Source organism: Sphingomonas sp. BK345, from assembly GCF_014193845.1.
In the GTDB taxonomy this organism is placed as follows: domain Bacteria; phylum Pseudomonadota; class Alphaproteobacteria; order Sphingomonadales; family Sphingomonadaceae; genus Sphingomonas.
The window spans coordinates 115403-141708 of record NZ_JACHZX010000005.1 but is presented as its reverse complement, the minus strand read 5'-3'; the positions used below and the strand labels follow the sequence as shown (position 1 = coordinate 141708).

22 protein-coding genes, 1 tRNA gene and 1 pseudogene are annotated in these 26306 nt (G+C 71.3%); 4 read left to right on the top strand and 20 right to left on the bottom strand.

Translation table 11 applies throughout. The features are described 5' to 3' along the window. Positions 1–182 precede the first annotated feature (182 nt). Complete coding sequence (locus FHY03_RS15905) at positions 183–1040, top strand: LysR substrate-binding domain-containing protein (protein ID WP_183931651.1); 858 nt, start codon at positions 183–185, stop codon at positions 1038–1040. A gap of 202 nt (positions 1041–1242) precedes the next feature. Here FHY03_RS15905 and FHY03_RS15900 read toward each other — a convergent pair whose 3' ends face one another. Beyond that, positions 1243–3768 (bottom strand): PhoX family phosphatase, encoded by a 2526-nt coding sequence (locus FHY03_RS15900; protein ID WP_183931650.1) that lies wholly within the window; start codon positions 3766–3768, stop codon positions 1243–1245. A gap of 400 nt (positions 3769–4168) precedes the next feature. Between FHY03_RS15900 and rplJ the strand changes: the two genes are divergently transcribed. Both rplJ and rplL read left to right on the top strand, forming a co-directional pair. Further along, a complete protein-coding gene (gene rplJ / locus FHY03_RS15895; protein ID WP_183923716.1) occupies positions 4169–4684 on the top strand; it encodes a 50S ribosomal protein L10 in 516 nt (171 codons plus the stop codon). Between the two features lie 68 nt (positions 4685–4752). Further along, positions 4753–5130, top strand: coding sequence for a 50S ribosomal protein L7/L12 (gene rplL, locus FHY03_RS15890; protein ID WP_183923453.1), 378 nt, complete (start codon positions 4753–4755; stop codon positions 5128–5130). Between the two features lie 200 nt (positions 5131–5330). On the opposite strand, the gene FHY03_RS15885 is transcribed toward rplL, so the two are convergent. From FHY03_RS15885 to FHY03_RS15870, 4 genes are all read right to left on the bottom strand, one after another. Next, on the bottom strand, positions 5331–7172 hold the full coding sequence (locus tag FHY03_RS15885) for a glycoside hydrolase family 15 protein (protein WP_183931649.1): 1842 nt from the start codon (positions 7170–7172) through the stop codon (positions 5331–5333). After that, complete coding sequence (locus FHY03_RS15880; protein ID WP_183923457.1) at positions 7165–7977, bottom strand: glucose 1-dehydrogenase; 813 nt, start codon at positions 7975–7977, stop codon at positions 7165–7167. The genes FHY03_RS15885 and FHY03_RS15880 overlap by 8 nt, the downstream gene beginning before the upstream one ends. A 10-nt stretch (positions 7978–7987) precedes the next feature. Further along, positions 7988–9121 (bottom strand): Gfo/Idh/MocA family protein, encoded by a 1134-nt coding sequence (locus FHY03_RS15875; RefSeq protein ID WP_183931648.1) that lies wholly within the window; start codon positions 9119–9121, stop codon positions 7988–7990. A 72-nt stretch (positions 9122–9193) separates the two neighbouring features. Then, positions 9194–9766 carry a uracil-DNA glycosylase family protein gene (locus FHY03_RS15870; protein WP_183923461.1) on the bottom strand — a complete coding sequence of 191 codons (573 nt, stop codon included), beginning with the start codon at positions 9764–9766 and terminating at the stop codon, positions 9194–9196. Positions 9767–9860: 94 nt separating this feature from the next. On the opposite strand from FHY03_RS15870, the gene FHY03_RS15865 reads away from it, so the two are divergent. Next, positions 9861–10508: a sulfite oxidase-like oxidoreductase gene (locus FHY03_RS15865; RefSeq protein ID WP_183923463.1), complete on the top strand. Its 648-nt coding sequence runs from the start codon at positions 9861–9863 to the stop codon at positions 10506–10508. Positions 10509–10521: 13 nt separating this feature from the next. On the opposite strand, the gene FHY03_RS15860 is transcribed toward FHY03_RS15865, so the two are convergent. From FHY03_RS15860 to murF, 15 genes and pseudogenes are all read right to left on the bottom strand, one after another. Continuing rightward, positions 10522–10598 (bottom strand) — tRNA-Arg (locus FHY03_RS15860). Positions 10599–10634: 36 nt separating this feature from the next. Beyond that, complete coding sequence (locus tag FHY03_RS15855; protein WP_183931647.1) at positions 10635–11021, bottom strand: hypothetical protein; 387 nt, start codon at positions 11019–11021, stop codon at positions 10635–10637. 10 nt (positions 11022–11031) lie between these two features. Next, entirely contained in the window at positions 11032–11697 is a 666-nt protein-coding gene (gene nth, locus FHY03_RS15850) for an endonuclease III (RefSeq protein ID WP_183923467.1), read from the bottom strand. Then, entirely contained in the window at positions 11694–12422 is a 729-nt protein-coding gene (gene dapB / locus FHY03_RS15845; protein WP_183923469.1) for a 4-hydroxy-tetrahydrodipicolinate reductase, read from the bottom strand. The genes nth and dapB overlap by 4 nt, the downstream gene beginning before the upstream one ends. Positions 12423–12742: 320 nt before the next feature. Beyond that, positions 12743–14254, bottom strand: coding sequence for a cell division protein FtsZ (ftsZ, locus tag FHY03_RS15840; protein ID WP_183931646.1), 1512 nt, complete (start codon positions 14252–14254; stop codon positions 12743–12745). Positions 14255–14371: 117 nt separating this feature from the next. After that, on the bottom strand, positions 14372–15631 hold the full coding sequence (ftsA, locus tag FHY03_RS15835) for a cell division protein FtsA (RefSeq protein ID WP_132908983.1): 1260 nt from the start codon (positions 15629–15631) through the stop codon (positions 14372–14374). A gap of 36 nt (positions 15632–15667) precedes the next feature. Further along, complete coding sequence (locus FHY03_RS15830; RefSeq protein ID WP_183931645.1) at positions 15668–16642, bottom strand: cell division protein FtsQ/DivIB; 975 nt, start codon at positions 16640–16642, stop codon at positions 15668–15670. Then, positions 16639–17655 carry a D-alanine--D-alanine ligase gene (locus tag FHY03_RS15825; protein ID WP_260159354.1) on the bottom strand — a complete coding sequence of 339 codons (1017 nt, stop codon included), beginning with the start codon at positions 17653–17655 and terminating at the stop codon, positions 16639–16641. The genes FHY03_RS15830 and FHY03_RS15825 overlap by 4 nt, the downstream gene beginning before the upstream one ends. 105 nt (positions 17656–17760) lie before the next feature. Next, positions 17761–18687: pseudogene (gene murB / locus FHY03_RS15820) on the bottom strand (UDP-N-acetylmuramate dehydrogenase); the annotation flags it as partial. Next, positions 18642–20060, bottom strand: coding sequence for a UDP-N-acetylmuramate--L-alanine ligase (gene murC, locus FHY03_RS15815; RefSeq protein ID WP_183931644.1), 1419 nt, complete (start codon positions 20058–20060; stop codon positions 18642–18644). The pseudogene murB and the gene murC, both read right to left, overlap by 46 nt. Further along, positions 20057–21217 (bottom strand): undecaprenyldiphospho-muramoylpentapeptide beta-N-acetylglucosaminyltransferase, encoded by a 1161-nt coding sequence (murG, locus tag FHY03_RS15810; protein WP_260159326.1) that lies wholly within the window; start codon positions 21215–21217, stop codon positions 20057–20059. The genes murC and murG overlap by 4 nt, the downstream gene beginning before the upstream one ends. Beyond that, the gene (locus FHY03_RS15805) at positions 21214–22428 is read right to left on the bottom strand and encodes an FtsW/RodA/SpoVE family cell cycle protein (RefSeq protein ID WP_183923479.1); all 1215 of its coding nucleotides are present in this window, start codon (positions 22426–22428) and stop codon (positions 21214–21216) included. The genes murG and FHY03_RS15805 overlap by 4 nt, the downstream gene beginning before the upstream one ends. Beyond that, positions 22425–23834, bottom strand: a complete 1410-nt coding sequence (gene murD / locus FHY03_RS15800) for a UDP-N-acetylmuramoyl-L-alanine--D-glutamate ligase (RefSeq protein WP_311721939.1) — start codon at positions 23832–23834, stop codon at positions 22425–22427. Before murD ends, FHY03_RS15805 begins: the two co-directional genes overlap by 4 nt. Next, positions 23831–24901, bottom strand: coding sequence for a phospho-N-acetylmuramoyl-pentapeptide-transferase (gene mraY, locus FHY03_RS15795; RefSeq protein WP_183923481.1), 1071 nt, complete (start codon positions 24899–24901; stop codon positions 23831–23833). Before mraY ends, murD begins: the two co-directional genes overlap by 4 nt. Beyond that, the gene (gene murF, locus FHY03_RS15790) at positions 24902–26272 is read right to left on the bottom strand and encodes a UDP-N-acetylmuramoyl-tripeptide--D-alanyl-D-alanine ligase (RefSeq protein ID WP_183931642.1); all 1371 of its coding nucleotides are present in this window, start codon (positions 26270–26272) and stop codon (positions 24902–24904) included. Positions 26273–26306: the final 34 nt, after the last annotated feature.

Genomic DNA, 26306 nt, shown 5'->3' with positions numbered 1-26306 from the left:
CCGCGTAGGCGGGATCCAGAAATGCTGACAGCGCGCCTCCAGTTGTGAGATTCGCGCGACTGGCTTCCCGCCTTCGCGGGATGGACGGAAGAAGGCGCAGGAGCGTCGTCTCGCTCTTCATCTAGGCGATCATGACTCATGCACAAACCCGATCGCCGCGATATCGCTCATCATCTATCGTGATGACCATGCCCGACATCGCGCTCGACCTGCTCCGCACCTTCGTCGCCGTGACTGAGCACGGAAGCTTCACCGCCGCCGCGCGCTCGCTCGACCTGCGCCAGTCGACGGTCAGCCAGCATATCCGCCGGCTCGAGGAGCAGGCCGGGCGGCGGCTGATCGACCGCGACACGCATCGCGTCGCGCTCACCCCTGACGGCGAGGCGCTGCTCGACCAGGCGCGCGCGGTACTGGCGGCGAGCGAGCGACTCGCGCGCCATCTCGCCGCGGTGCCGCTGCGCGGGCGGCTGCGGCTCGGCGCGTCGGAGGATTTCGTGCTCTCGGCGCTGCCCGATGTGCTCGCCGGCTTCGCGCGCCGCCACCCGGAGGTGGACCTCGAACTTCGCGCGGGGCTGAGCGAGCACCTTTACGAGGCGTTCGACGCGGGTCAGCTCGACCTTATCTTCGTCAAGCGCCGCAGCGGCGACCGGCGCGGCACGCTGGCGTGGGAGGAGCCGATCGCCTGGGTCGGCCGCGACGGCTGGCGCGCCCACGCCGACGCCCCGCTGCCGCTGCTGCTCTACCCGCCACCGAGCGTGACCCGCGCGCGCGCGATCGCCACGCTGGAGGAGGCCGGGCGGACATGGCGGGTCGCCTTCACCAGCGCGAGCCTCACCGGACTGAGCGCGGCGGCGCGCGCGGGATTGGGCGTGATGCCGCACTCGGCGCGGCTGCTGCCCGCCGGGCTGGCGGTGCTGCCGCCTGGGGAGTCGCTGCCGGCGTTGCCGACGATGGAGTTCGTGGTGATCGCGCCGGGGCACGATCCCGCCACCGCGGCGCTGGCCGCGGCGATGCTCGGCTGGTCGCGCGGGGTGCGGTGAGGATGGAGCGATGACGCTGGCGCCGCGAGCCCAGCCTGTTCCCCGGCGAAGGCCGGCGTCCAGTTGGAACAGCCGCTGTGAAGACTCTCGACGTCTCCCACCTGGGCCCCGGCCTTCGCCGGGGAACAGGTGAGCGCAGATCGTTCGCTGGAGGCACCCCCGCCGCCATCGGCCGGGCTGCGATGCCGTCCTCGCGTCCGCGTCAGAGACCGACCACGCCGCCGTCGGTCTTGGTGATCACGATCGTCGCCGAGCGCGGGCGTGTCGGATTGGCCACCGCGCCCCCCTGGTTGGCCGGCCAGCTCGAGGTGATGTTCGCCGGGCCGCCGTTCTCGCCCGGATGCTGGATGTTGACGAACAGCGAGCGGCCGTCCGGGGTCGAGGTGATGCCGGTGATCTCGCACTCCTTGGGTCCGACCAGGAAGCGCTTGAGCTTGCTGCCCGGCGCCGCGCCGAGGCGCATGGTGGTGGTGCTCGTCGTGGTGGTGTTGGCCGCGGTGGTCAGCGTGTTGTTGACCACGCGCGTGCCGCCGTCGCCGACGCTGCCCGGCATCGCGGCGAGCAGCATGCAGTTGGTGACGTCGGTGTAGGCGCCGTCGTCGGTCTCGATCCACAACACCGGCGCGACCTGCCCGCTGGCGTTGCTCGGCAGGCCGAACCACAGGCCGTCGGGCGAGGAGAAGTCGTTGCTGGCGTCGAGGCCCGAGAGGTTGATGTTGGTCGGGTCGAGGTCAGCGCCCGAGCCGAAGGCATAGATGTCCCAGGTGAAGCCGGTCGCCTCGGTGGTGTCGCCGGTCTCGCGCAGGCGGATGACATGGCCGTTGGCGTTGCCGCGCGTCGCCTGCGCGCTGGTGGGCGGGTCGGCGTTGACGACGTCGCCCTGCGGCAGCTTGGAATCGGTGTAGGCGCGCGGGTTGGCGGCGTCGGTGGTCGCCGGGGTGCGCGACGAGTTGTTGGTGAGCGTGCAGTACATCTCGCCGTTGACCGGGTTGACCGCGGTCCACTCGGGCCGGTCCATCCGCGTCGCGCCGAGCACGTCGGCGGCGAGGCGCGCGTTGATCAGCACGTCGGCCTGGTCGGCGAAGGCGTAGCTGGCGTTTGAGGCTGTCAGCCCGTTCTGCCCGAAGGTCAGCGGCAGCCAGGTGCCGCTGCCGTCGGCTTCGAAGCGGGCGACATAGAGCGTGCCGGTGTCGAGATACTTGTCGCCCGTGGCGAGGCGATCGCTCGGCGTCGCGTCGGCGGCGACCCAGGGCGTCGCTGAGACGAACTTGTAGATATACTCGTTCTGCGCGTCGTCGCCCATGTAGAAGGCGGGGCGGACCCCCGCGACCACGCGGCCGGCCATGCAGCCCTCGTGGTTCATGCGACCGAGCGCGGTGCGCTTCCGCGGCGTCGAGGTCTGCGTGTACGGATCGATCTCGACCACCCAGCCGAACTGGAAGGGCTCGTTGCGGAAGTCGGCGGTGCCGTCCGCGGCGCCGTTGGCAGTGGCGGTGGCGTTCCAGCGCGCGAACACGGTGCTGGCCGCGTCGGACGGCGTCACCGTCGTCCAGCCGTAGTTGCCGGCGCGACCCTCGCTGATGCCGTAGCGGGTGAGCGACACGTTCTGCTTGGCGTTGCCCGCGGCGGTGCGGACCGCGGCGTCGCCCGCAGTGCGGCGGAAATAGCCCGCCCAATTCTCCTCGTTGGTCAGGTAGGTGCCCCAGGGCATATAGCCGTTGGCGCAATTGTTGATCGTGCCGCGCCCGGTGGTGCCGTCGGCCGAGTAGAGCGTGCGCAGCGCCGCATTGCCACGCACCGGGCCGTTGAACTCCACCGGCGTGTTGGGGGTGACGCGGCGATTGAGCGCGCTGCCCTGGACGTAGCTCCACACGCCGGTGTTGCTGGCGCGGGTGACCTCGATCACCGAGACGCCGTGCGCCTCGATCTCCTTGATCGCCTCGGGCTCGGGGCGCGGCGACGGCGACGGGCCGTTGGCGTGAAGATAGGCCTGGGTAATGTTCTCGTGGTTGAGCACCAGCACGCCGCGCGTGTTGTTGGTGGTGTCGGGAGCGTTGCCGCTCGCGGCTAGGCCGAAGAACGACATGCCGTCGTGATGGTCGCCCGCGCGCTGCGCGAAGTTGGTGTCGCTGCCGTCATTGGCATAGGCCGCGACGCCCGCCGCGATCGGGTCGCCGAGGCGGTACAGCACGGTTACCTGATAGTCGGAGGGCACGGTGACCACGTCGTTGAGGTTCTTCGCCACCGCGGCGAAGGCGAGCGTCGCGGGCAGCACCGTGACGGTCGACCGCGCGCTGCTCGAGCCGCTGCCGCCACTGGCGGTGAACTCGAAGACCAGCGCCGTCGACTGCGCGACGTTGGGCGCGGTGAAGGTGATCGAATTGCCGCTCGCGATCACCGGCACGGTCGGTCCGCTGACCTGAGTGAACTTGGTCGTGCTCGCATTGTCGGTGGCGGTAGCGGTGAGCGTCACGACGCGACCGCCCTGGGTCTGGACGTTGACGCCGTCGGAGACGGTGATGACATCCGGCTTGTTGTCGTCGTCGCAGCCGGCGAGCAGCGCGCCGCCGAACACCGCGGTGGTCATCGCGCTCATCCCGCCCATCAGCTGGCGACGCGAGTAGCGACGCGCGACGAGATCGGCGAGGTGCGGGTTGCGGGTCGGATTGGTGTCGACGTCACCGTCTTCGTAGGACGCGGTGGCGAGGCTGAGCTGCTGGTCGGTCATGACGCTCCCTGGGCGCTATGTGCTTGTAGCCAGGCCTATTGGCCGCGCTTCGAGGCACGGGCGCGACAGTTTGATGAGAGAGGGATGACGTGGGCGTTACGCCTGCGTGACAGCGGCTACCTGCTTGACTGCGACGCCTGATCCGCTATGAGCCGCCCCGCGCGTCCGCCCTCGGGCGACGTCGCACCGTCCGAGACAGCGGGTGGCCTCACGGCCTTAATTCCCCGCCGAGACGGGGACAGGACCAACGCGGCCGCGGCGCGCCTCTCGAAGGCACGTGCTGTCGCTGCCCGCACGGGCTCCCATTCCCCATCGCTGGACTGTATCGCCGGGCGCTCGCGCACGGCGGTTCGTACCCGGACAGGCGGCCTCGGCCCTCTGTCCCAACGTGGAGAATGGCATGGATCGTAGTCAGAAGACCGCGGCCGTCGCCGAGCTGAACGATACCTTCTCGAAGGTCGGCGTGGTGGTCGTCACCCGCAACCTCGGGATGACGGTGGCGCAGTCGACCGACTTGCGCAACCGGATGCGGGACGCCGGCGCGAGCTACAAGGTCTCGAAGAACAAGCTTGCCAGGATCGCGCTCGACGGCACGGACTATGGCTCGCTCAGCGATATGCTGACGGGTCCGGTCGGCCTGGCCTCCTCGACCGATCCGGTCGCGGCGGCCAAGGTCGCAGTCGATTTCGCCAAGACGACCGACAAGTTCGAGATCGTCGGCGGCGCGATGGGCGCGACGGCGCTCGACCTGGCCGGTGTGCAGGCACTGGCGACGCTTCCGTCGCTGGACGAGCTGCGCGCCAAGCTCGTCGGCCTCATCGTGGCCCCGGCCACGAAGATCGCGACGATCACCCAGGCACCGGCCGCGCAGATCGCGCGCGTCCTCTCCGCCTATGCGGAGAAGGAAGCGGCCTGATCGGGCAGCTGACCGGCATTCGATTGTGAACATGGGGCACCTGTCCCCGCTTGATAGGAAGTAAGATCATGGCAGACCTGAACGCGCTGGTTGACCAGCTGAGCGAGCTGACCGTCCTCGAGGCCGCCGAGCTCTCGAAGCTGCTCGAAGAGAAGTGGGGCGTCTCGGCCGCCGCTGCGGTCGCGGCTCCGGCCGCCGGCGGCGCCGGTGCGGCGGCTCCGGCCGTCGAGGAGAAGACCGAGTTCGACGTGATCCTGACCGGCGACGGTGGCAAGAAGATCAACGTCATCAAGGAGGTCCGCGCGCTCACCGGGCTCGGCCTGACCGAGGCGAAGGCCCTGGTCGAGGGCGCGCCGAAGCCGGTCAAGGAAGGCGTCAGCAAGGACGAGGCCGAGAAGGTCAAGAAGCAGCTCGAGGAAGCCGGCGCGACCGTCGAGCTCAAGTAAGCCGATCACCGTATCTCGCGGGTTCGCCCGCGGGGCACGGGCTCAGCAGCAACGGGGCGGCCTTCCTGGGGGAAGGTCGCCCCGTTCGCGTTGACGCGACGTCGGTTCCGCGCGGCGCTTGTGGTGGCAGCGTCGATGACGAAAGCGACCGGCCGACCGCGGCGCCGTTCCCGACGGGCCTTATTCGGGCCGGAGAGGCTTCACGGCTGCCAATTGGGCCGGTAGCCGGGCTCGAGCCGGCGATCGAGGAAATAGGCCGCGCTGATGAAGGCCAGATGCGTCAGCGCCTGGGGAAAGTTGCCCAGCGCCGCGCCGCGGCGGTCGAGTTCCTCAGCGAACAGGCCGAGATGGTTGCCGTAGGCGATGCCCTTCTCCAGCATCAGCTGTGCCTCCTCCAGCCGCCCGGCGCGCGCCAGGCACTCGGCATACCAGAAGGTGCAGGTGGTGAAGGCGCCCTCGCCGCCCTCCAGCCCGTCGTCGTCGCGGTAGCGATAGACCAGCCCGTCGTCGCGCAGCTGCGCGCCGATCGCGTCGAGCGTCTTCAGCCACACCGGGTCGGTCGAGGAGACGAAGCGCACTAGCGGCATCATCAGCAGCGCGGCATCCAGCGCCGTGCCCCCGCGCTCCTGGACGAAATAGCCGTGCACGGGGTGGCGGAAGTTCGTCCAGACGTCCTCGACGATCGCGTCGCGCGCCTCGGCCCAAGCGACCAGCGGGGCGGGCAGCGAGCGCTTCTTGGCGAGCCGGATGGCGCGATCGAGCGCCACCCAGCACATCACGCGCGAGTGGAGGAAGTGGCGCGGCGGCCCGCGCATCTCCCAGATGCCGGCGTCGGGCTCCTGCCAGTGCGCGATGACGAAGTCGACGATGCCGCGGACATGCTGCCAGCCCGCGTGACTGATCGCCGCGCCATATTTGTTCGAGAGATAGGTGCTGTCGAGCAGCTCGCCGAAGATGTCGAGCTGGGTCTGGCCGTGCGCGGCATTGCCGATCCGCACCGGCCGGCTGCCGGCGTGGCCGGCGAGATGATCGAGTTCGCGCTCGTCGGCCGCCTCGGATCCGTCGATCGCGTACATCACGCGGATCGGATGCTCCTGATCGGCCTGCATCACGCGCTCGCCCGCCCAGCGGCGAAAATGCTCGGCCTCCTCGACGAAGCCCAGCCGCATGAAGGCGTAGACGGTGAAGGAGGCATCGCGGATCCAGGTGGCGCGATAATCCCAGTTGCGCCCCGCCCCGGTCGCCTCGGGCAGCGCGAAGGTCGCTGCCGCGGCGATCGAGCCGTGCCGCGCCGAGGTCAGCAGCTTGAGCGCCAGCGCCGAGCGCAGCACCTGCTCGCGCCACCGCCCCCTGTAGCTGGCGTGGCCGAGCCAGTGGCGCCACGCCCGCGCGGTCGCGTCCACCGCGGCCTCCACCGACGCCGCGTCGGGACGGGCGAGCGAGTCGTCGCCGAGCACGAACCAGGCGCTGTCGCCCGCCGCCAGCGTGAAGTCGGCCGTGGCCTCGCCCCTGCCCTCCCCCTCGCCGACGACGAGCGGCATCGAGGCGTGGAGCCGCAGCGCGAGGTCCGCGCCGACGAAGCGCACGCTGCGGTCCTCGCCCTCGACCCGCGGCACCTCGCGGGCATAGTCGAAGCGCGGCGCGCAGCGCGCGTCGAAGCCAACCGTCCCCTGCGTGACGGTGACGCGACGCAACAGACAACGCGCGCCGAGTGTCCCGACCGCGTCGGGATGCGGCATCAGGTCGAGCACCTCGGCGCTGCCCTCCTGCGCCATCCAGCGAGTCACCAGCACGTTGGTGTCGGGCAGGTAGAGCTGGAGCCGGCGCGGGTCGGCGAGACGCGGTGCGAGCCAGAAGGCGCCGCCCTTCTCGTCGTCGAGCAGGTCGGCGAAGATGGTGGGGCTGTCGAGCGAGGGCCAGCACAGATAGTCGATCGTGCCGTCGCGCGCGACCAGCGCGGCGGTCTCGAGGTCGCCGATGATGCCACGGTCGCCGATCGAGCGCGGCGGGACGCGACGACCGGCTTTCCCGGCCTCAGCCATTGTCGCGGAACTCGGGGTAGAGCGTCATCCCGCCGTCGACGAACAAGGTCGTGCCAGTGACGTAATCGGCGTCGTCGGAGGCGAGCCACACCGCGGCGCGCGCGACATCGTCGGGCTCGCCGATCCGGCCATAAGGGATTAGCCGCAGCAGCTTTTCCAGCGCCGCGTCGGTCTCCCACGCGTCCTTGTTGATCGGCGTCCGGATCGCGCCCGGGGCGATGGCGTTGACCCGGATTTTGTCGCCGGCGACCTCCTGCGCGAGAGAGCGCGTCAGCATGCGGACGCCGCCCTTGGCGGAGGCGTAATTGACGTGTCCCGCCCACGGAATCACCTCGTGGACCGAGCTCATCGCGATGATCGTGCCCGCGCTGCGCGCCGGGCGATCGTCGCTCGGCTGCGCGCGGAAACGGCGCACCGCCTCGCGCGCGCAGAGGAAATGGCCGGTCAGGTTGACCCCGATCACGGTGTTCCACTGGTCGAGCGAGAGGTCGGCGATGGCGGCGTCCTGCTGCACGCCCGAGTTGGCGACGAGTATGTCGACGCGGCCGAAGGCGGCGGCGGTCTCGTCGAAGAGGCGGACCACCTCTTCCTCCTGCGAGACGTCGGCCTCGATCGCGACGGCGCGCCCGCCCGCGGCCTCGATCCGCTCGACCAGCTCGTCGGCGGGCTCGCGCTGCGAGCGATAGTTCACCGCCACCGCGGCGCCGGCGCCGGCGAGCGCCTCGGCGACCGCGAGGCCGATGCCCGAGCTCGCGCCCGTGACGATCGCGCTATGCCCGGCGAGCGGCCGCGCCGGGTCGGTCACCCCCGCCACCTCAATCGCGCGTCGGCGAGGAGGCGTTGACCGGCTCGGGCGCCGACACCGCACGCAGGCTCTGCAGCTGCGTGTCGGGATCGATCCGACGCGTGCGCTGCTTCACCTTGACCGGCTCGGCCTTGCCGCTGCGCATCGCCGCGACCACCGCTTCCACCACGGCGAGGTCGGCCAGCCCCTCCTCGGCGTCGGGCTCGGGGTCGCGGTCCTCGAGGATGCAGTCGCTGAAGTAGCGCAGCTCGCCGCCGAACTGGTCGGTCGCGGCGAAGGTCTCGTGCGAGTCCTTGCCACCGACGCGGCGGAACTGCTCCAGTCCCTGGCCGAAGCCATAGGCCGGGTTCATCTCGATCGAGCCTTTGGTGCCCACGACGATGAGGCTGTCGACCGCGTCGGCGGCGTAGCTCACCGTGAACTGCGCCAGCTTGCCGCCGGGCAGCCGCAACGTCGCGGCGACCGTGTCGTCGAGGTCGCCCAGCCCCGCCGACACGTGGCGAACGCCGATCGCGGACACGACCTCGACCGGCTCGGCGCCAAACAGATAGCGGATCGCGTTGATTGGATAGGGCCCCATGTCGAACAGCGGCCCGGCCTCGATGCCGTGGTGCGCGCGATGGTTGGCCGGGTCGAGCGGCTGCGAGAAGAGCGAGGTGAAGGCGATCAGCTCGCCGAGCTCACCCGCGCGGATGCGGCGGATCGCGTCGAGCGTGGCGGGCTCGAAGTGGAGGCGATAGGCCGTCATCAGCTTGGCCTTGCCGCGCTTGGCGGCATCGGCGATCCGCTGCGCCTGTTCGCTCGACACCTCGAGCGGCTTCTCGCACAGCACGTGGATGCCCGCCTCGAGCGCGGGGACGGCGAACTCGGCATGACGCCAATTGGGAGTGGCCAGATAGAGCGCGTCGATCTCGCCGCTCTTCAGCAGCGCAGCGAAGCTCTCATAGCCGTAGAGGTGCTTGACGCCGTATTTCTTGCCGAGCTTGGTGAGCTTGACCGGGTCACCGGAGACCAGCGCGGTGATCTCCGAGTTGCCGGTGTGCTTGACGCCGGGCATCAGCGCTTCCTGCGCGATGTCGCCCAAGCCGACGATGGCGTAGCGCACCTTGCGCCCGCCGAGCCCCAGTGCCGACGCGATGCTCATGCCTGTCTCCGCTGCATTCATTCAAGGAACGCCGCAACCGCTCGGGACCGGGGGAAGGTTCCGCTACCAGCGCTATCCCAGCGCCGCCGCGACCGCGGCGCGAAGCGCCGGCAGCACCTCGGCCTCGAACCACGGGTTGCGCCGCATCCACAGCTGCGAGCGCCACGACGGATGCGGCAACGGGAACAGCGCCGGCCCATAGGCGCGATAGTCCGCCACACGCGGCGTCAGCGCCCCCGGACCGAGCACGTGCGCCTGCGCGTAGCTGCCGACCAGCAGCGTCAGCCGCACCTCGGGCATCGCGGCGAGCAGCGGCTGGCGCCACCGCGCCGCGCAGGCGCGCGGCGGCGCGCGGTCGCCCCCGGCGGCGCGGCCGGGATAGCAGAAGGCCATCGGCAGCGTCGCCACCCGCGCCGCGTCGTAGAAGGTGGCGGCGTCGATCCCCATCCAGTCGCGCAGCCGGTCGCCCGAGGCATCGTCGAACGGACGGCCGCTGGCGTGGACCTTGCTGCCCGGCGCCTGGCTCGCGATCAGCAGCCGCGCGCTCGGCGAGACCTGGATCACCGGTCGCGCACCGAGCGGCAGCTCCGCGGCGCAAGCGGTGCAGGCGCGCACCCGCGCCACGAGCTGGTCGAACGTCTCCACCGCGGCGAGGTAAGCCGCGTGGACCGCCGCGCAAGGGAGAGGGGCTTGGCCGCGGCCACAGGGTGCGCCATCTTGCGCGGCGGAGACGCGCGCGATGGATAACCTACCCCCCGACAGCAAGCTCACCCGCTCGAAGCGGCGCTGGGCCGAGGAGCACAAGTTCGCCGACACTGCGCCGCCAGCGGACCGCGAGCGGCTGCCGCCCGGCCAGCATCTCGTCACCAACTGGCCGGTGCTCGACCTCGGCCAGACGCCGGACGTCGCGCCCGCGCGCTGGCGGCTCGAACTCGACGGGCTGGTCGAGCGGCCGGTCACGCTCGACTGGGCGGGCTTCACCGCGCTGCCGGAGACCCGTTCGCGCTCGGACATCCACTGTGTCACCACCTGGTCACGCTACGACAATGATTGGACGGGCGTGAGCACGCGCGACCTGCTCGATCTGGTGCGGCCGCGCGCCGAGGCGCAGGCGGTGATGCTGCACGGCTATGACGGCTACACCACCAACGTGCTGCTCGCCGACTTCGCCGCGGCCGATGCGTTGGTGGCGCACGCCTGGCAGGGAAAGCCGCTGACGCGCGAGCACGGCGGCCCGGCGCGGCTGATCATCCCGCACCTGTACTTCTGGAAGAGCGCCAAATGGATCCGCCGGATCGAACTGATCGCGCGCGACAGGCCGGGCTTCTGGGAGGTCAACGGCTATCACCTGCGCGGCGATCCGTGGAAGGCCGAGCGCTACGGGTGACGAGGAGAAGAGCTGGCGCACCCGACAGGATTCGAACCTGTGGCCTCTGCCTTCGGAGGGCAGCGCTCTATCCAGCTGAGCTACGGGTGCCGGTCGGGTGCGACTAGCAGGGTGCGCGGCGCCGCGCTACCCGCTTTTCGCAGTCCGGCGCGCGATCGTCACCGGCTGGAACGGCGCCAGCCCGCAGCTCGCGCCGCGCATCCCGCCGGTCGCGTACAGGACGGTAATGATGTCCTGCGCGCACAATTGCCCGATCGAGGTGGCGTAGCCGAAGCGCCGCTCGAAGCCGAGCCCCGGGCAGGCTTGGGGCAGGATCACGCGGTAGTAACGGTCGCCGGCGGTGTGGAAGTCGATCACGCGATCGCTGCGCACCAGGCTCTCGCGCAGCGCGGCGATCGGCACGCAGGTGCGCGCCTCGCCCGCGGGGACCGCCTCCGGTACCGTCGGACCGCGGTCGCGCGCCAGCGCCGCGCCCGACACGAGCACCAAGCTCATCGCCACCCAGCCGCGCATCGTCGCCTCCTCAGCCGGCGCGCGCCGCGGCCCGCTCGGGCGGCGGCGGCGTCTTGGGCTTGAACGCGCAGAGGTCGTGCTCGATGCAGCGCCAGCACTCGGGCCGGCGTGCCTTGCAGACATAGCGGCCGTGCAGGATCAGCCAGTGGTGCGCGTGGACGCGGAACGGCGCCGGAGTCACGGCGTCGAGCTTCTTCTCCACCGCGAGCACGGTCTTGCCGCGCGCCAGCCCGGTGCGGTTGCCGACGCGGAAGATATGCGTGTCCACCGCGAAGGTCTCGTCGCCGAACGCGACGTTGAGCACGACATTGGCGGTCTTGCGCCCCACGCCAGGCAGCGCCTCGAGCGCGGCGCGATCGCGCGGGACCTCGCCACCGTGCCGGTCGAGCAGCGCCTGGCTCAGCGCGATGACGTTCTTGGCCTTGGTGTTGAACAGCCCGATCGTACGGATGTGCTGCTTGAGCTTCTCCTCCCCGAGCGCGACCATCTCGGCAGGCGTGTCGACCTCGGCGAACAGAGCGCGGGTGGCGCGATTGACCCCGGCGTCGGTCGCCTGCGCCGACAGCACCACCGCCACCAGCAGCGTGTAGACGTTGACCGACTCGAGCTCGGTCTCGGGATGCGGGTTGGCCTCCGCCAGCCGCCGGTAGAATTCGGCGACCTCACGCCGGGTCACAGCCCGAGCACCTCCGCCATCGCGTAGCGCCCCGGCGCGCGGCCCGCGAGCCACAGCGCCGCCTTGACCGCGCCGCGCGCGAAGATGCTGCGGTCCTCGCCGCGATGGCCCAGCTCGACCCGCTCGCCCTCGCCCGCGAACACGACCGAGTGATCGCCCACCACCGAGCCGCCGCGCAGCGAGGCGAACCCGATCGTGCCCTCGGTGCGCGCGCCGACCAGCCCGGCGCGGCTGTCGACCCGCACCTCGGCGAGCCGTGTCGAGCGCCCCGCCGCCGCGGCCTCGCCGAGCAGCAGCGCGGTGCCCGAGGGCGCGTCGACCTTGTGGCGGTGGTGCATCTCGACGATTTCGATATCCCACTCGGCGCCGAGCCGCGCCGCCGCCTCGCGCACCAGCGTCTGCAGTAGCGTCACGCCCAGCGAGGTGTTGCCGGTCTGGAGCACGGGAATGATCGCGGCGGCCTGCTCAATCAGCGCGTGGTGTGTCGTGCTCAGCCCGGTGGTGCCGATCACGATCGGGGTACGCGCCGCGACCGCGGCGGCGAGATGCGGCTCGAGCGCGGCGGGCGTGGAGAAATCGACCAGCACGTCGGCGGCCTGGGCGAGCGGCAGCGGGTCGCCGCCGGCGTCGACACCGCCCGCGATGGTGCACCCCTCACCCTCGGCGATCGTCGCGATCGCGCGCCCCATGCGACCGTTGCTGCCGTAGATGCCGATGGCGGTCATGTCGCGTCACTCGTTCGGGGGCGGGTCGGAAGGACGAGCCTTGGCACGACGCGCGCGGGAAAGACAGTCGCGCCGTGACCGGGGTGGGACGCGCGGCACGCGGCGCGGCGCGGACCAGGGGACACGCAATCGCGACCCGTCCCTTAAGCCAATTGAGCGTCATCCCCGCGAAGGCGGGGATCCATACACGCTGAGCTCACGACAGACGTCGCCACGTCAGCGTATCTGGATCCCCGCCTCCGCGGGGATGACGGATGGGGTGGAAACTGTCCTCCCGAGCGACGCGGGTCAGGCCGGGGCCACCCCGGCCCCGCGTCAGCTCACTGGTTGTTCTGGCGGTGCAGGAAGCGCGGCAGGTCGCTGCCCTCGCCCTCCTCGCTGCGGCCGCCGGCATTGCGAGTCGCGTTCTGCATCCGCTCGAACAGCGTACCGCCGAGCTTGACGCGCGGCTGCGGCGGCGCCTCCTCGCCCTCCCCGCCGGGTGCGAGGAAGCGGCGGCGCGCGGCGTCGCCGGCGGGCGCCTGCGGCGTCGGGGCGGGCATCATCGAGTCGGCACCGAGCAGCAACTCGTCGTCGGCCGGGGGGGTGGGCGCCGGCGCCGGCGCCGGCTCCACCACCGGGCCCGAGGTGGTCGGCGGCACGCCGTGCGCCATCGCACCGGCGGCGGCACCGCTGGGCTGCTGCGGCGGCACCTCGGGGGTCGGCTGATAGGCGCTCGGGACCGGCGCGGGCGTCGGGGTGGCGGCCTGCGGCGCGGGCGTCGCTACGGCGGCGCTCGGCGCGGCGTCGGGGCGGCGCGGTGCCGAGAAGCTGAAGGTGCGCGTCGGCTCGGCCGCGGTCGTGCTCGCCGGCGCCGCGGTGGTGGCGCTGCTCTCGATGCCGGTCGCGACCACCGAGACGCGGATCTTGCCCTCGAGCTCGGGGTTGAACGCCGAACCCCAGATGATGTTGGCGTCGGGATCGACCAGCTCGCGGATGTGGTTGGCGGCCTCGTCGACCTCGAGCAGGCGCATGTCGTCGCCGCCGGTGATCGAGACGATCACGCCCTTGGCGCCCTGCATCGACACGCCGTCGAGCAGCGGGTTGGCGATCGCCTTCTGCGCCGCGATCAGCGCGCGATCGTCACCCTCGGCCTCGCCGGTGCCCATCATCGCCTTGCCCATCTCCTGCATCACCGAGCGGACGTCGGCGAAGTCGAGGTTGATGAGGCCGGGCATGACCATCAGGTCGGTGATACCGCGCACGCCCTGCTGGAGCACCTCGTCGGCCATCTCGAAGGCCTGTTTGAACGTGGTGTTGGCGTTGGCGACCAGGAACAAGTTCTGATTCGGGATGACGATCAGCGTGTCGACGAACTTCTGCAGTTCCTCGATGCCAGCGTCGGCCGACTTGGCGCGGCGGTTGCCCTCGAAGCTGAACGGCTTGGTGACGACGCCGACGGTCAGGATGCCCATGTCGCGCGCGGCCTTGGCGATCACCGGGGCGGCCCCGGTGCCGGTGCCGCCGCCCATGCCCGCGGCGATGAAGCACATGTGGCTGCCCTCGAGCAGCCGCGACAGCTCGTCGATCGTCTCTTCCGCGGCGGCGCGGCCGATCTCGGGGCGGCTGCCCGCGCCGAGCCCCTGCGTGATCTTGGCGCCGAGCTGGATCTTCTGCTCCGCCTCGGACTGTTTCAGCGCCTGCGCATCGGTGTTCGCGACGAGGAACTGCACGCCCTGCACGTCGGCGCGCATCATGTTGGCGATGGCATTGCCGCCGGCGCCGCCGACCCCCACGACGGTGATGCGCGGGGTGAGATCGTCGAGATCCGGGGTGATGAATTCGATGCTCATCGCGTGCTTACTCCGTCCGCTCCGCGCCGCCGTCACTCGCGCGGTTAATTTTGACCGATGTGCAACAACGAGGCGCCGGGCGAAAGAGGAAACACCGCGAAACGCCCTGTAGCCGCGTCAATAATTTGCCTTGGCCGCCTGCACGAGCTTCCAGAATCCGCGCAGGCCGCGCTGGCGGTGGACCATCTGCTGCGACGGCACGAGCCCGCGCAGGTCGATCGGATCGCTCGCCGCGAAGAAGGCCAGGCCCGCCAGCGTGGCGAAACCCGGCCCCGAATGCGCCTCGGGCAGCCCGGTAAGCCCCTTCGGCCGGCCGACGCGGACCGAGCGGCCGAGCGCCTGCTGGGCATAGTCGGCGATACCCTTCAGTTCCGCCCCGCCGCCGGTCAGTACGACCTGGCGGCCGACCGGCCCTTCGAACTTCAGCTCCTTGAGCGCCGCCTGGATCTCGCTGGTGAGATGCTCGAGCCGCTGCCGGATCACCGCGATCAGCGCCGCCTTGGTGATCTGCAGCGCCTCCGAGCCCTCGTCGTCGGTGCGCTCTCGGATCGTCACCATCTCATGATTGTCGCGCGGCGAGGCGTTGGCGGAGCCGTGAAAACATTTGATCCGTTCGGCCTGGAGCCGCGTCGTGCCGAACGCCGAGGCGATGTCGTCGGTGATGTCCGCGCTGCCGTAGGGGATCGACTTGAGCCCGACCAGCATCGAACCCGCGAACAGCGAGACGTTGGTGATCCCCGCGCCGATCTCGACCAGCGCGACGCCGAGGTCGCGCTCCTCGGCGCTGAGGCAGGCCAGACCGGTCGCGACCGGCGCGGCGATGATCGACTTCACCTCGAGGTGCGCCGAACGCACGCACAGGTCGAGGTTGCGCACCGGCGAGCCGTCCGCGGCGATGACGTGGATATGCACGCCGAGCCGGTCGGCGTGGAGCCCGAGCGGCTTCTTGACCCCCGTCAACCCGTCGAGCGTGTACAGCGCGGGCTGGGCGTGGAGCACCATGCGCCCGGCCGGGTCGATCGACTGGCGGCCCTCCTGGAGCAAAGCGTCGATGTCGGCCTGCTCGATCCGCATGCCGCCCAGCTCGGCCTCGATGAAGGCCTCGTCGCTCACCAGCCCGCCCGCGGAGAAGCCGGCCCAGACGTTCTCGATGTTGAAGCCCGCGATCCGCTCGGCCTGCTCCACCGCCTCGCGCACCGCCACCTCGGTCGAGTCCATGTCGGCGATATAGCCGCGCTTGACGCCGCGGCTCTCGCGCTGGCCAGTGCCGAGCACCACCAGCTCGCCGCCGTCGCCCTTCTGCGCGATCATCGCCGACACCTTGGACGAGCCGATGTCGAGCGCGGTGATCAAACCGTCCGGTGCTGCCTTGGCCATGCTATCCCCCTCGTCGCGCCCTGATCCACGCCTGTATTACGCCTCGCCGACGCGCGTCGTTTCCCGCGCGCGTGTCGCCGTCGTCTCGTTGCCGCCGCCGCCGTCGGTGGCATTACCCGCCACCGCATCGGCGCTGCCGTCGTCCTGCAAGCGCTGGTGCAGGTCCTGCCCCGGCTTGCGCGCCACCAGCTTGGCGGGATCGCGCAGGTCGAAGCGCACCCAGCCCTTGCCGAGCAGGGACCGCGCGCCGTCGAGCTGGGCGAACTTGATCAGCGCCTGCGCCGCGCCGTCCTGCGGCAGCGCCAGCGTCTCGCCGGTGTCGAAGGTGAGGTCCCAGCGGCGATTGCCGATCCAGGTGGCGGCGCGGATACGCGGCTTGAGCGCGGGCGCGGCGGCGAGCAGCGCCTGATAGCCGGCCTCCTGCCGGTCCGCGCCCGGCCCGATCACCAGCGGCAGGTCGGGCATGCGCGCGGGATCGACCGGGGCGAGCAGCCGGCCGGTCGAGTCGATCAGCGTGAGCTGGCCATTGTCCTGCCAGATCGCGGCGGGCTCGCGCTCGGTGATGTGGATCACCAGCCGGTCGGGCAGCCGCCGCGCGACATATGCGTCGGCGATCCAGCCATAGGCGAGCAGGCGCTCGCGCACGCGCGCGAGATCGACGCGCAGCATCGCGCGGCTCGGCTGGTCCTCCAGAGCGATGGCGTAGACCGTCTCGCGGTCCATCCGCTTGAGCCCGGTGATGTCGACCTGCTCGACCTCCAGCCCGGCACGCCCCGCCGCCTCGGCGATGCCGACCCCGATCGCCTGCGGCACGCCCAGCACGGTGGCGAGCGACAGCGCCGCAGCGCCGACGCCGCCGAGCAGCGTCCAGGTCACCGCGCGGCGCAGCGTCTCCTCGCTGACCGGCAGGCGCGCGATCAGCCGGTCACCGAGCGACGCCTTGGGCGCGCGCCGCCGATTGTTGACCGCGCGCCGCGGCGGCGGCCCGCCGCGCTTGATCGTGCGGCTCACCGCGCCGCGTCCTTCGCGCGCGCGGCCGCCTTGGGCGCCGGAGCCCGCAGCGCGGCGTCGACGATCGCCTGCACCAGCTCGGCGTAGCTCATGCCGGTGTGGCGCGCCTGCTCGGGAACGAGGCTGAGCGCGGTCATGCCGGGCTGGGTGTTGACCTCGAGAAGGAACAGCCCGTCGACGCCGCGCTCGTCGTCCCAGCGGAAGTCGGAGCGGCTGCACCCGCGGCAGCCGAGCACGCGATGCGCCTGGAGCGCCAGGTCACGGCACGCCTCGGCTATCTCGTCGGGCACCGGCGCGGGGAAGAGATGCTCGGTCATGCCGTCGGTGTATTTGGCGTCGTAATCGTACCAGCCCGATTTCGGCCGCAGCTCGGTGACGCCGAGTGCGCGCGGGCCGTCGGCGCCGTCGAGCACCGCGGTGGTCAGCTCGCGCCCGCGGACGTACGGCTCGGCGAGCAGCTCGTCGAACGCCTGCCATGGCCCAGCGGTGTCGCGCCCGATCGGGCTGCCGTAATTGCCGCCCGCGGTGACGATCGCGACACCCACCGACGAGCCCTCGTTAACCGGCTTGAGGACATAGGGGCGCGGCAGCGGGTCGGCCTCGAATACCTCGGCGGAGCGGACGATGCGGCCGCCCGGCATCGGCACGCCGGCGGGGACGAGCACTTGCTTGGTCAGCACCTTGTCGATCGCGATCACCGAGGTGGCGAGCCCGGAGTGGGTATAGCGCAGCCCCATCAGCTCCAGCAGCCCCTGGACGCTGCCGTCCTCGCCGGGTGTGCCGTGGAGCGCGTTGAAGACGAGGTCGGGCGCCGCCGCGGCGAGATCGGCGGCGACGCTAGGGGTCAGGTCGACGCGGGTGACGCGGTGGCCGAGCGACTCGAGCGCCTCGGCGACGCCGGCGCCCGAGTTGAGCGACACCTCGCGCTCGGCCGACCAGCCGCCCATCAGGACGGCGACGTGGAGACGCCTAGACTCCTCCCCGCTCGCGGGGAGGGGGACCGCCGACCGCAGGTCGGTGGTGGAGGGGGCTATCCGCGAGCGCCCCGCCTGCGGAGCCGCCCCTCCACCAGCCTGCGGCTGGTCCCCCTCCCCTTGCAGGGGAGGAATGATACCATCACCCACGCGCTGTATCTCCCATTCCAGTTCGACGCCGCTCGCGGCCTTGACCCGCGCGCGCACGTCCTCGCCCAACGCCTCGATCTCGGCGCTGCTCGCGGCGCCGAGGTTGAGCAGGAAGTTAGTATGCTTATCGCTCACCTGCGCGTCACCGCGGCGCAGCCCGCGGCAGCCCGCGGCGTCGACCAGCTCCCACGCCTTGGCGCCGGGCGGATTCTTGAAGGTGGAGCCGCCGGTGCGCGACCGCAGCGGCTGACTCGCCTCGCGCGCCGCGGCGATGCGGTCCATCTCGGCCTGGATCGCGCCAGGCTCGCCCGGCACGCCGCGGAAGGTCGCGCCCACCACCACCGCCCCGTCGGGCAGCGCCGAGTGGCGGTAGCTGTATCCCAGCGCGTCGCGCGTTAGCGTCCGCCGCGTGCCGTCACGCAGCACCACCTCGGCCTCGACCAGCACGTCGGCGGTCTCGCGTCCGTAGGCGCCGCCGTTCATCCGCACGAAGCCGCCCACCGTGCCGGGAATGGAGCGCAGGAACTCCACCCCCGCCACGCCGGCGTCGCGCGCGCTCGAGGACACGAGGATACCGCTCGCCCCACCGCCGCAGCGCAGCCGCGAGCCGCCGATCGCCTCCACCTGGGCGAAGGCCTTCCCGAGCCGGATCGTCACGCCGGCCACGCCGCCGTCGCGCACGATCAGGTTGGAGCCGAGCCCGAGCGGCAGCACCGGCACGCGCGGATCGAGCGCGGCGAGGAAGGCGGTGAGATCCTCGACGTCGGCGGGCTCGAACAGCCACTCGGCCGCTCCGCCGCTCTTGAACCAGACGAGCGGCGCCAGCGCGGCACCGGCGGTGAGCCGCCCGCGCACCGGAGGAAGCGTCCCGACGCTCACCGCCGCTGCGCCGAGATGGCGGCGGCCAGGCCCGCGGCCCATTTGGTGATGTCGCCCGCCCCCAGGCAGATCACCTGGTCGCCGGCACGCAACTCGCCCGCCAGCGCCGCCGCGAGCGCGGCGGCGTCCTCGACCTGCTCGGCCTGACGATGGCCGCGGTCGCGCAGCCCCGCCACCAGCGCGGCCGAATCGACGCCGGGCACCGGCGCCTCGCCCGCGGCGTAGACGGGAGTGACATAGACGAGGTCGGCGTCGTTGAACGCGCCGCGGAAGTCCTCCATCAGATTGCCCAGCCGCGAGTAGCGATGCGGCTGCACCACCGCGATCACCCTCCCCTGCGCGGACTCGCGCGCCGCGGCGAGCACCGCGCGGATCTCGACCGGATGGTGGCCGTAATCGTCGACGATCGTCGCCGCGCCGCCGTCGAGCGCGACCTCGCCCACCTTGGTGAAGCGCCGCTTGACGCCCGAGAAGCGCTCGAACCCCTTCTGGATCGTCGCGTCGTCGATGCCGAGCTCGAGCGCGACGCCGATCGCGGCGAGCGCGTTCTGGACGTTGTGGCGCCCCGGCATCGGCAGGTCGATCCCCTCGATTGAGCGCACCGCGCCGTCGCGCGCGCGCACCTGCGCCTCGAAGCGGTTGCCGCCGGGATAGGGCGTGACGTTGACGCCGCGCACGTCGGCCGAGGCGGCGAAACCGTAGGTGACGATGCGACGGTCGCGCACCCGCGGGATCAGTGCCTGTACCTCCGGATGATCGAGGCACAGCAACGCCGCACCGTAGAAGGGCACGTTCTCGACGAACTCGACGTATGCATCCTTGGCGCGGTCGAAGCTGCCGTAATGGTCGAGATGCTCGGGATCGATGTTGGTGACCACCGCGATCGTGCCGTCGAGCCGCAGGAAGCTGCCGTCGCTCTCGTCCGCCTCGACCACCATCCAGTCGCTCGCGCCGAGCCGGGCGTTCGAGCCGTAGCTGTTGATGATGCCGCCGTTGATCACGGTGGGATCCACCCCGCCGGCGTCGAGCAGCGCCGCCACCATCGAGGTGGTGGTGGTCTTGCCGTGCGTGCCCGCGACCGCGACGGTCGACTTCAGCCGCATCAGCTCGGCGAGCATCTCGGCACGGCGCACCACGGGGACGCGGTTCTGCAGCGCCGCCTCCACCTCGGGGTTGCCGCGCTTCACCGCGGTGGAGGTGACCACTACCGCGGCGCCCGCGACGTTGGCGGCGTCATGCCCGATCGTGACCGTGATGCCGCGCGCGCGCAGGCCCTCGACGACATAGCCCTCGGCGACGTCCGAGCCCTGCACGCTATAGCCGAGATTGTGCATCACCTCGGCGATACCGGACATGCCGATCCCGCCGATGCCGACGAAATGGATCGTCCCGATGTCGGTCGCGACCCCCCTCACGCGAACGCCTTTCGTTGCTGGACCCGCCCGACCGGCAGCCGCGACGCGGGCGAGTCGAGGCTCTCGACCAGGTCGGCGAGGTCGCTCGCCGCCTCGGGGGTGCCGCAGGCGCGGGCGCGCGCCGCGGCGTTCTGGAGCGCTTCCGGGTCGAGCCCGAGTTTCTGCATCTGCTTGGCGAGCTCGCTGGGCGTGAAGGCCGATTGCGCGATCGTGCGCGCGCCGCCGGCGCGGGTGATCTCGCGCGCGTTGGCGGTCTGGTGATCGTCGGTGGCGCTGGGCAGCGGCACCAGGATGGCGGGGCGCCCCGCCGCGGTCAGCTCGGCGATGGTCGAGGCGCCCGCGCGCGCGATCACGACGTGCGCCCAGCCGAGCTGCTCGGGCAGGTCGGGCAGATAGGTGGCGAGGTCGGCCGCGATCTCGAGCCGCGCGTAGGTCTCGCGCGCGGCGTCGATGTCCTCGATCCGCGCCTGGTGCGTCACCTGGAGCCGGCGGCGGAACGCGACCGGCAGCATCGCCAGCCCCTCCGGCACCACCTGGCTCAGCACCGAGGCGCCCTGGCTGCCGCCGGTGACGAGCACGCGGAAGATGCTGTCCTCGTCGAGCAGCGGATAAGGCTTGGCGCGCAACGCGAGCACGCTCTCGCGCACCGGATTGCCGACGTGATGCGCCTTGGCGCGATGGCGCGGGCGCAGCCGCTCGGTCTCGGCGTAGCTGGTCGCGATCGCGTCGACCTTGCCGGCGACCAGCCGGTTGACGCGGCCGAGCACGGCGTTCTGCTCGTGCACCGCGGTGCGGATCCCCGCCGCGAACGCCGCCGAGAGCGCGGGATAGGCGGGATAGCCGCCGAAGCCGATCACCGCGGCGGGCTTGAACGTCCGGTACAGCTCGGCCGCCATGGCACGGCCCTGCATCATCAGCCGCGCCGCCTTGGCCCAGCCGAGCGGCCCGCCGGCGAAGCGGCCGGCGGGGATGACGTGCGTCTGCACGTCCTCGAACAGCCCGGGGAAGCGCACGCCGCGCGCGTCGCTCACCAAGGCGACGCGGTGGCCGCGCTTGGTCAGCTCGGTCGCGAGCGCGGCGGCGGGCACCATATGGCCGCCGGTGCCGCCCGCGGCGAGTACGAAGTGGCGCGGGCGGAAGTCCTGCACGGGCGTCATTCGGCGTTCCATCGCGTGATATAGGGGCTGCGCAGCAGGAACGGGTTGCGCCGCGTGAACGCCAGCAGCAGCCCCATGCCGAGCGACAGCGCCACCATCGACGAGCCGCCGTAGCTGATGAACGGCAGCGTCATTCCCTTGGACGGCGCCAGCCCGGTGTTCACCGCCATCGAGATCAAAGCCTGCGCGCCGAACTGCACCGCCAGCCCCGAGGCGGCGAGCAATTTGAAGGGGTCCTGCTCGTCGAGCAGCTTGACGAACACGCGCACCACCAGCGCCAGGAACACCAGCGCCACCACCATGCAGGCGAGCAGCCCGAACTCCTCGCCGATCACCGAGAAGATATAGTCGGTGTGCGCCTCGGGGAGGCCGTATTTGACCGTGCCGCCGCCCGGCCCGGTGCCGAACCAGCCGCCGGAGGTGAGCGTACGGTGCGCCGCGTCGGTCTGGAAATGGTCCGCCGCGCCCTCGCCCTCGACGCCGGGGAAGAGGAAAGCGTCGATGCGCGCGCGTGCGGTGCTGTAGAAGAGATAGGCCGCCACCAGCGCGGCGGGCACCATCGCGACGAAGCCCATGATCACGCGCGTCGGCGTCCCCGCGATCGTGACGAGCGCGAGCCAGATGCAGCAGAAGATCACGGTCTGGCCGAAATCGGGCTGGAGCATCAGCAGCAGCGCGATTAACCCGGTGAGCCCGGCGGTGATCATCGTCACCGGCAGCTCCTCGTCGCGTGACTTGAGCGACAGCAGCCACGCCACCGCGACGACGAAGAAGGGCTTCAGGAACTCGGAGGGCTGGAACTGTGCGAAGCCGAAGCCGATCCAGCGCCGCGCGCCGTTCACCATCACCCCCGCGAACGGCACGATCATCAGCAGCGCCACACAGACCGCCGCGCCGATCAGCGACATCCGCCGCGCCGCCGTCACCGGCAGCATCGACACCCCGAACAGCACCGGCAGCGACACGCCAGCCCACAGCAACTGGCGCCAGAAATAATGCAGCGGCGCGAACTTGAGATGCTCGCCCGAATAGCGCGACGCGCTCGCCGGCGACCCCGCAGCGACCGCGATCAGCCCGATCGCGATCAGGAACAGGGCGAGCAGCAGCAGCACGCGGTCGATGTCCCAGAACCAGGTGCCGAGCGGCGACGGGTCGCCGCGCCCGCCGCGTCCCTTGAGCCCCGCCCGCTGTGCCCTGCTCACGTCGGTCATGCCAGCGCCTCCACTGCCGTGCGGAACACGGTACCGCGATGCTCGTAATCGCGGAACTGGTCGAACGAGGCGGCGGCGGGCGACAGCAGCACCACCTCGCCGCGTCGCGCTTCCGCCGCGGCGATCCGAACCGCGTGCTCCAGCGTCTCCGCCTCGTCGACGGGGACGCGGTCGCGCAGCAGCGCGGCGAAGCGCGGGCCGGCCTCGCCGATCGTATAGGCGCGCACCACGTTGCCGAAGTGCGGCGCGCAGGCATCGAGGTCGTCGCCCTTGGCGCGGCCGCCAAGAATCCAGTGGACGCGCGGGAAGGCGGCGAGCGCGGGGGCGGCGCTCTCGGGGTTGGTCGCCTTGCTGTCGTCGATCCAGGTGACCCCGCCCAGCGTCGCGACCCGCTCCATCCGGTGCGGCAGGCCGTTGAAGGTCTCGAGTCCGGCCTCGATCGCGGCGCGATCCAGGCCGAGCGCCTCCGCCACCACGATCGCAGCGAGCGCGTTCTGCGCGTTGTGCGGCCCCTGCAGCGAGGGCCAGCGCGATTGATCGAGCGGCGTGCCCGGTGCGATCGTGGTGATCGTCTCGCCGCGGTGCGCGAAGCCCTGCGCGATCGCGGCCGAGGCGGCGTCACCGGTGCCGATCACCGCGCGATGGCGCGGCGACTGCATCGCGAACAGCCGCGCCTTGCTGGCGGCATAATCCTCGAACCCGGCATAGCGGTCGAGATGGTCGGGGGTGACGTTGAGCAGCACCGCGACATCGCAGTCGAGCGTCTGCGTCAGGTCGATCTGGTAGCTCGACAGCTCGAGCACGTAGACGCCGCCCTCGGGCAGCGGCGCCTGCGCGAGGATCGGCAGGCCGATGTTGCCGCCCATCCGCGCGGGCACGCCGGCGGTGTCGAGCAGGTGGTGGATCAGCGCGGTGGTGGTCGACTTGCCGTTCGTGCCGGTGATGCCGACGACCCTGTGCGGCGGCAGCGCGGCGCGCGCCTGTGCGAACAGCTCGATATCGCCGACGATCGGCACGCTCGCCGCCCGCGCCGCCGCGGCGAGCGGGTGCGTGTTGGTCGGCACGCCGGGGGAGACGACCAGCGCGTCGAAGGTGCTGAGATCGAGGGTCGAGAGGTCGGCGATCCGCAGATCCTCCCCGGTACGGGGAGGGGGACCAGCCGAAGGCTGGTGGAGGGGGGCCTCCGCAGACGCTTTGCCATGAGGCGAACCCCCTCCACCACCGGCCTGCGGCCGGTGGTCTCCTTCCGCGCGAGCGGGGAGGATTTGGTCACGCTTCGCCTCATCCGCATCCCATGCCGTTACCCGCGCGCCAGCGGCGAGCAGCGCCCGCACGGTCGCCGCGCCCGAGCGTGCCAGCCCGAGCACGGCAAAATGCTTCCCCGCCCAGGTGCCGGAGGTAATCACCGCAGCTTCAACGTCGACAGGCCGGCGAGCGCCAGCACCAGAGCGATGATCCAGAAGCGGATCACCACCGTCGGCTCGCTCCAGCCGAGCTGCTCGAAATGGTGGTGGATCGGCGCCATGCGGAAGATGCGCTTACCCGTGCGCTTGTACCAGAACACCTGGATGATGACGCTGAGCGCCTCCACCACGAACAGCCCGCCGATGATGCCGAGCACGATCTCGTGGTGCGCCACTACCGCGATCGTCCCCAGCGCGCCGCCGAGCGCGAGGCTGCCGGTGTCACCCATGAACACCGCCGCGGGCGGCGCATTGTACCAGAGGAAGGCGAGCCCGCCACCGATCACCGCGCCGCAGAAGATCGCCAGCTCGCCCGCGCGCGGCACGTGCGGGATGCCGAGATAGTCCGCGAACTTCACGTTGCCCGCCAGGTACACGATCAGCATGAACGCGACCGAGGCGATGATGACGGGCATGGTCGCCAGTCCGTCGAGCCCGTCGGTGAGGTTCACCGCGTTGCCGAACGCGACGATCGTGAACGCCGCGAAGATCGGATAGAAATAGCCCAGGTCGACGTAATAGCGGCTGGTGAACGGGAAATAGAGCCCGGTGCCATTTTCCTGCATGATGATCCACGCCGCCACCCCCGCGATGGCGAACTCGACCAGCAGCCGCGTGCGACCCGAGACGCCGGCGGTGCTCGCCTTGCGGACCTTGTCGTAGTCGTCGAGGAAGCCGATCGCGCCGAACCCGAGCGTGACGAACAGGCACGCCCAGACGAACGGGTTGCGCAGGTCCATCCACACCATCACCGACAGCACGAGGCTGGTGAGGATCATCAACCCGCCCATCGTCGGCGTGCCGCGCTTGGCGAGATGGCTCTGCGGGCCGTCGGCGCGGATCGGCTGCCCCTTGCCCTGGCGCACGCGCAGCCAGCCGATGAAGCGCGGGCCGATGATCAGCCCGATCAGCAGCGCGGTCGCCACCGCGGCGCCGGCGCGGAACGACTGGTAGCGGATGAGGTTGAACCCGCCCTCAAACCCCAGCAGCTGCGCGATCCAGTACAGCACTCAACCCACCTTGTCGGCGAGCGCGGCAACCAGCCGCGACAGTCCGACCCCGTTCGATCCCTTGACGAGCACCGCGTCTCCCGGACGGAGCAGGGCGCGGACCTGATCCAGCGCCGCGGCGGCATCGCGCACATGGACGAAATCGACCTGCCCCTCAAGCGCCTGCGCGAGCGGCACCATCGCCTCGCCGACCAGCACGGCCGATTCGACGCGTCCCGCCACCACCGCGGGGGCGAGCGCCGCGTGATAGCCGGCCGAGCCTTCGCCGAGCTCGCGCATCTCGCCCAGCACCGCGACATGGCGCCCCGGCTCCTGCGCCAGCACCGCCAATGTCGCGCGCATCGAGGCGGGATTGGCGTTGTAGCTCTCGTCGATCAGCAGCGCGCGGCCGTCGCCGACTGGGACCTCGCGCCGCGCGCCCCGCCCCGCCAGCCCGCCGAGCTCGCCCAGCGCGAGGCCGGCGAGCGCGAGATCAGCGCCGACCGCGTCGACCGCGGCGAGCACCGCCATCGCGTTCGACACCCAATGTTGCCCCGGCTGCGCGATCGTCATGCTCAGCTCGCGCGCGCCGACCTTGGCGCCGACGAAGGTGCCGCCGCGCGGCGAGGGCATCACCTCGGCGGCGTGGACGTCGGCGCGCTTGTCGAGCCCGAAAGTGACGATCTTGCCCGCATAAGGGTGCGCCGCCGCGATCAACCGGTCTCGGTGCGGGCTGTCATAGGGGACGATCGCGATGCCGCCGGGCTCCAGCCCGCGGAAGATCTCGCCCTTGGCATCGGCGATCGCGCTCTCGTCCGGGAAGAACTCGGTGTGCGCCGGCGCGATCGCGGTGACGATCGCGACGTGCGGCCGGACGAGCGTCGTCAGGTGCGCCAGCTCGCCGGGGTGGTTCATGCCCATCTCCAGCACCGCATAGTCGCTGTCGGCGGGCATCCGCGCGAGGCTGAGCGGGACGCCCGTATGATTGTTGTAGCTCTTCACCGAACGGTGCGCGCGCCGGCTGGGCGAGCGGTCGAGCGCGGCGAACAGCGCCTCCTTGGTCGAGGTCTTGCCGACCGAGCCGGTGACGCCGATCACCTTGCCCCTCACCCGAGCGCGTGCCGCGCGAGCGAGCGCCTCGAGCGCGGCGAAGGTGTCGCTGACGCGCACCGCCGGGTGCGCGGTTTCGCTCGACACGATCGCGCCGGCGGCGCCCTGCGCGAACGCCTGGTCGAGGAAGCGGTGACCGTCGCTCTGCTCGCCCGCCAGCGCGACGAACAGGTCGCCCTCGCCCACCTCGCGCGAGTCGAAGGCGACTCCGTCGGTGACGAAATTGGCGGTGGCGGTGCCGCCGGTGGCGGCGGCGATGTCGACAGCGGTCCAGAGGCTCATGCAACTCCTCCCCGGCCCGGGGAGGGGGACCGCG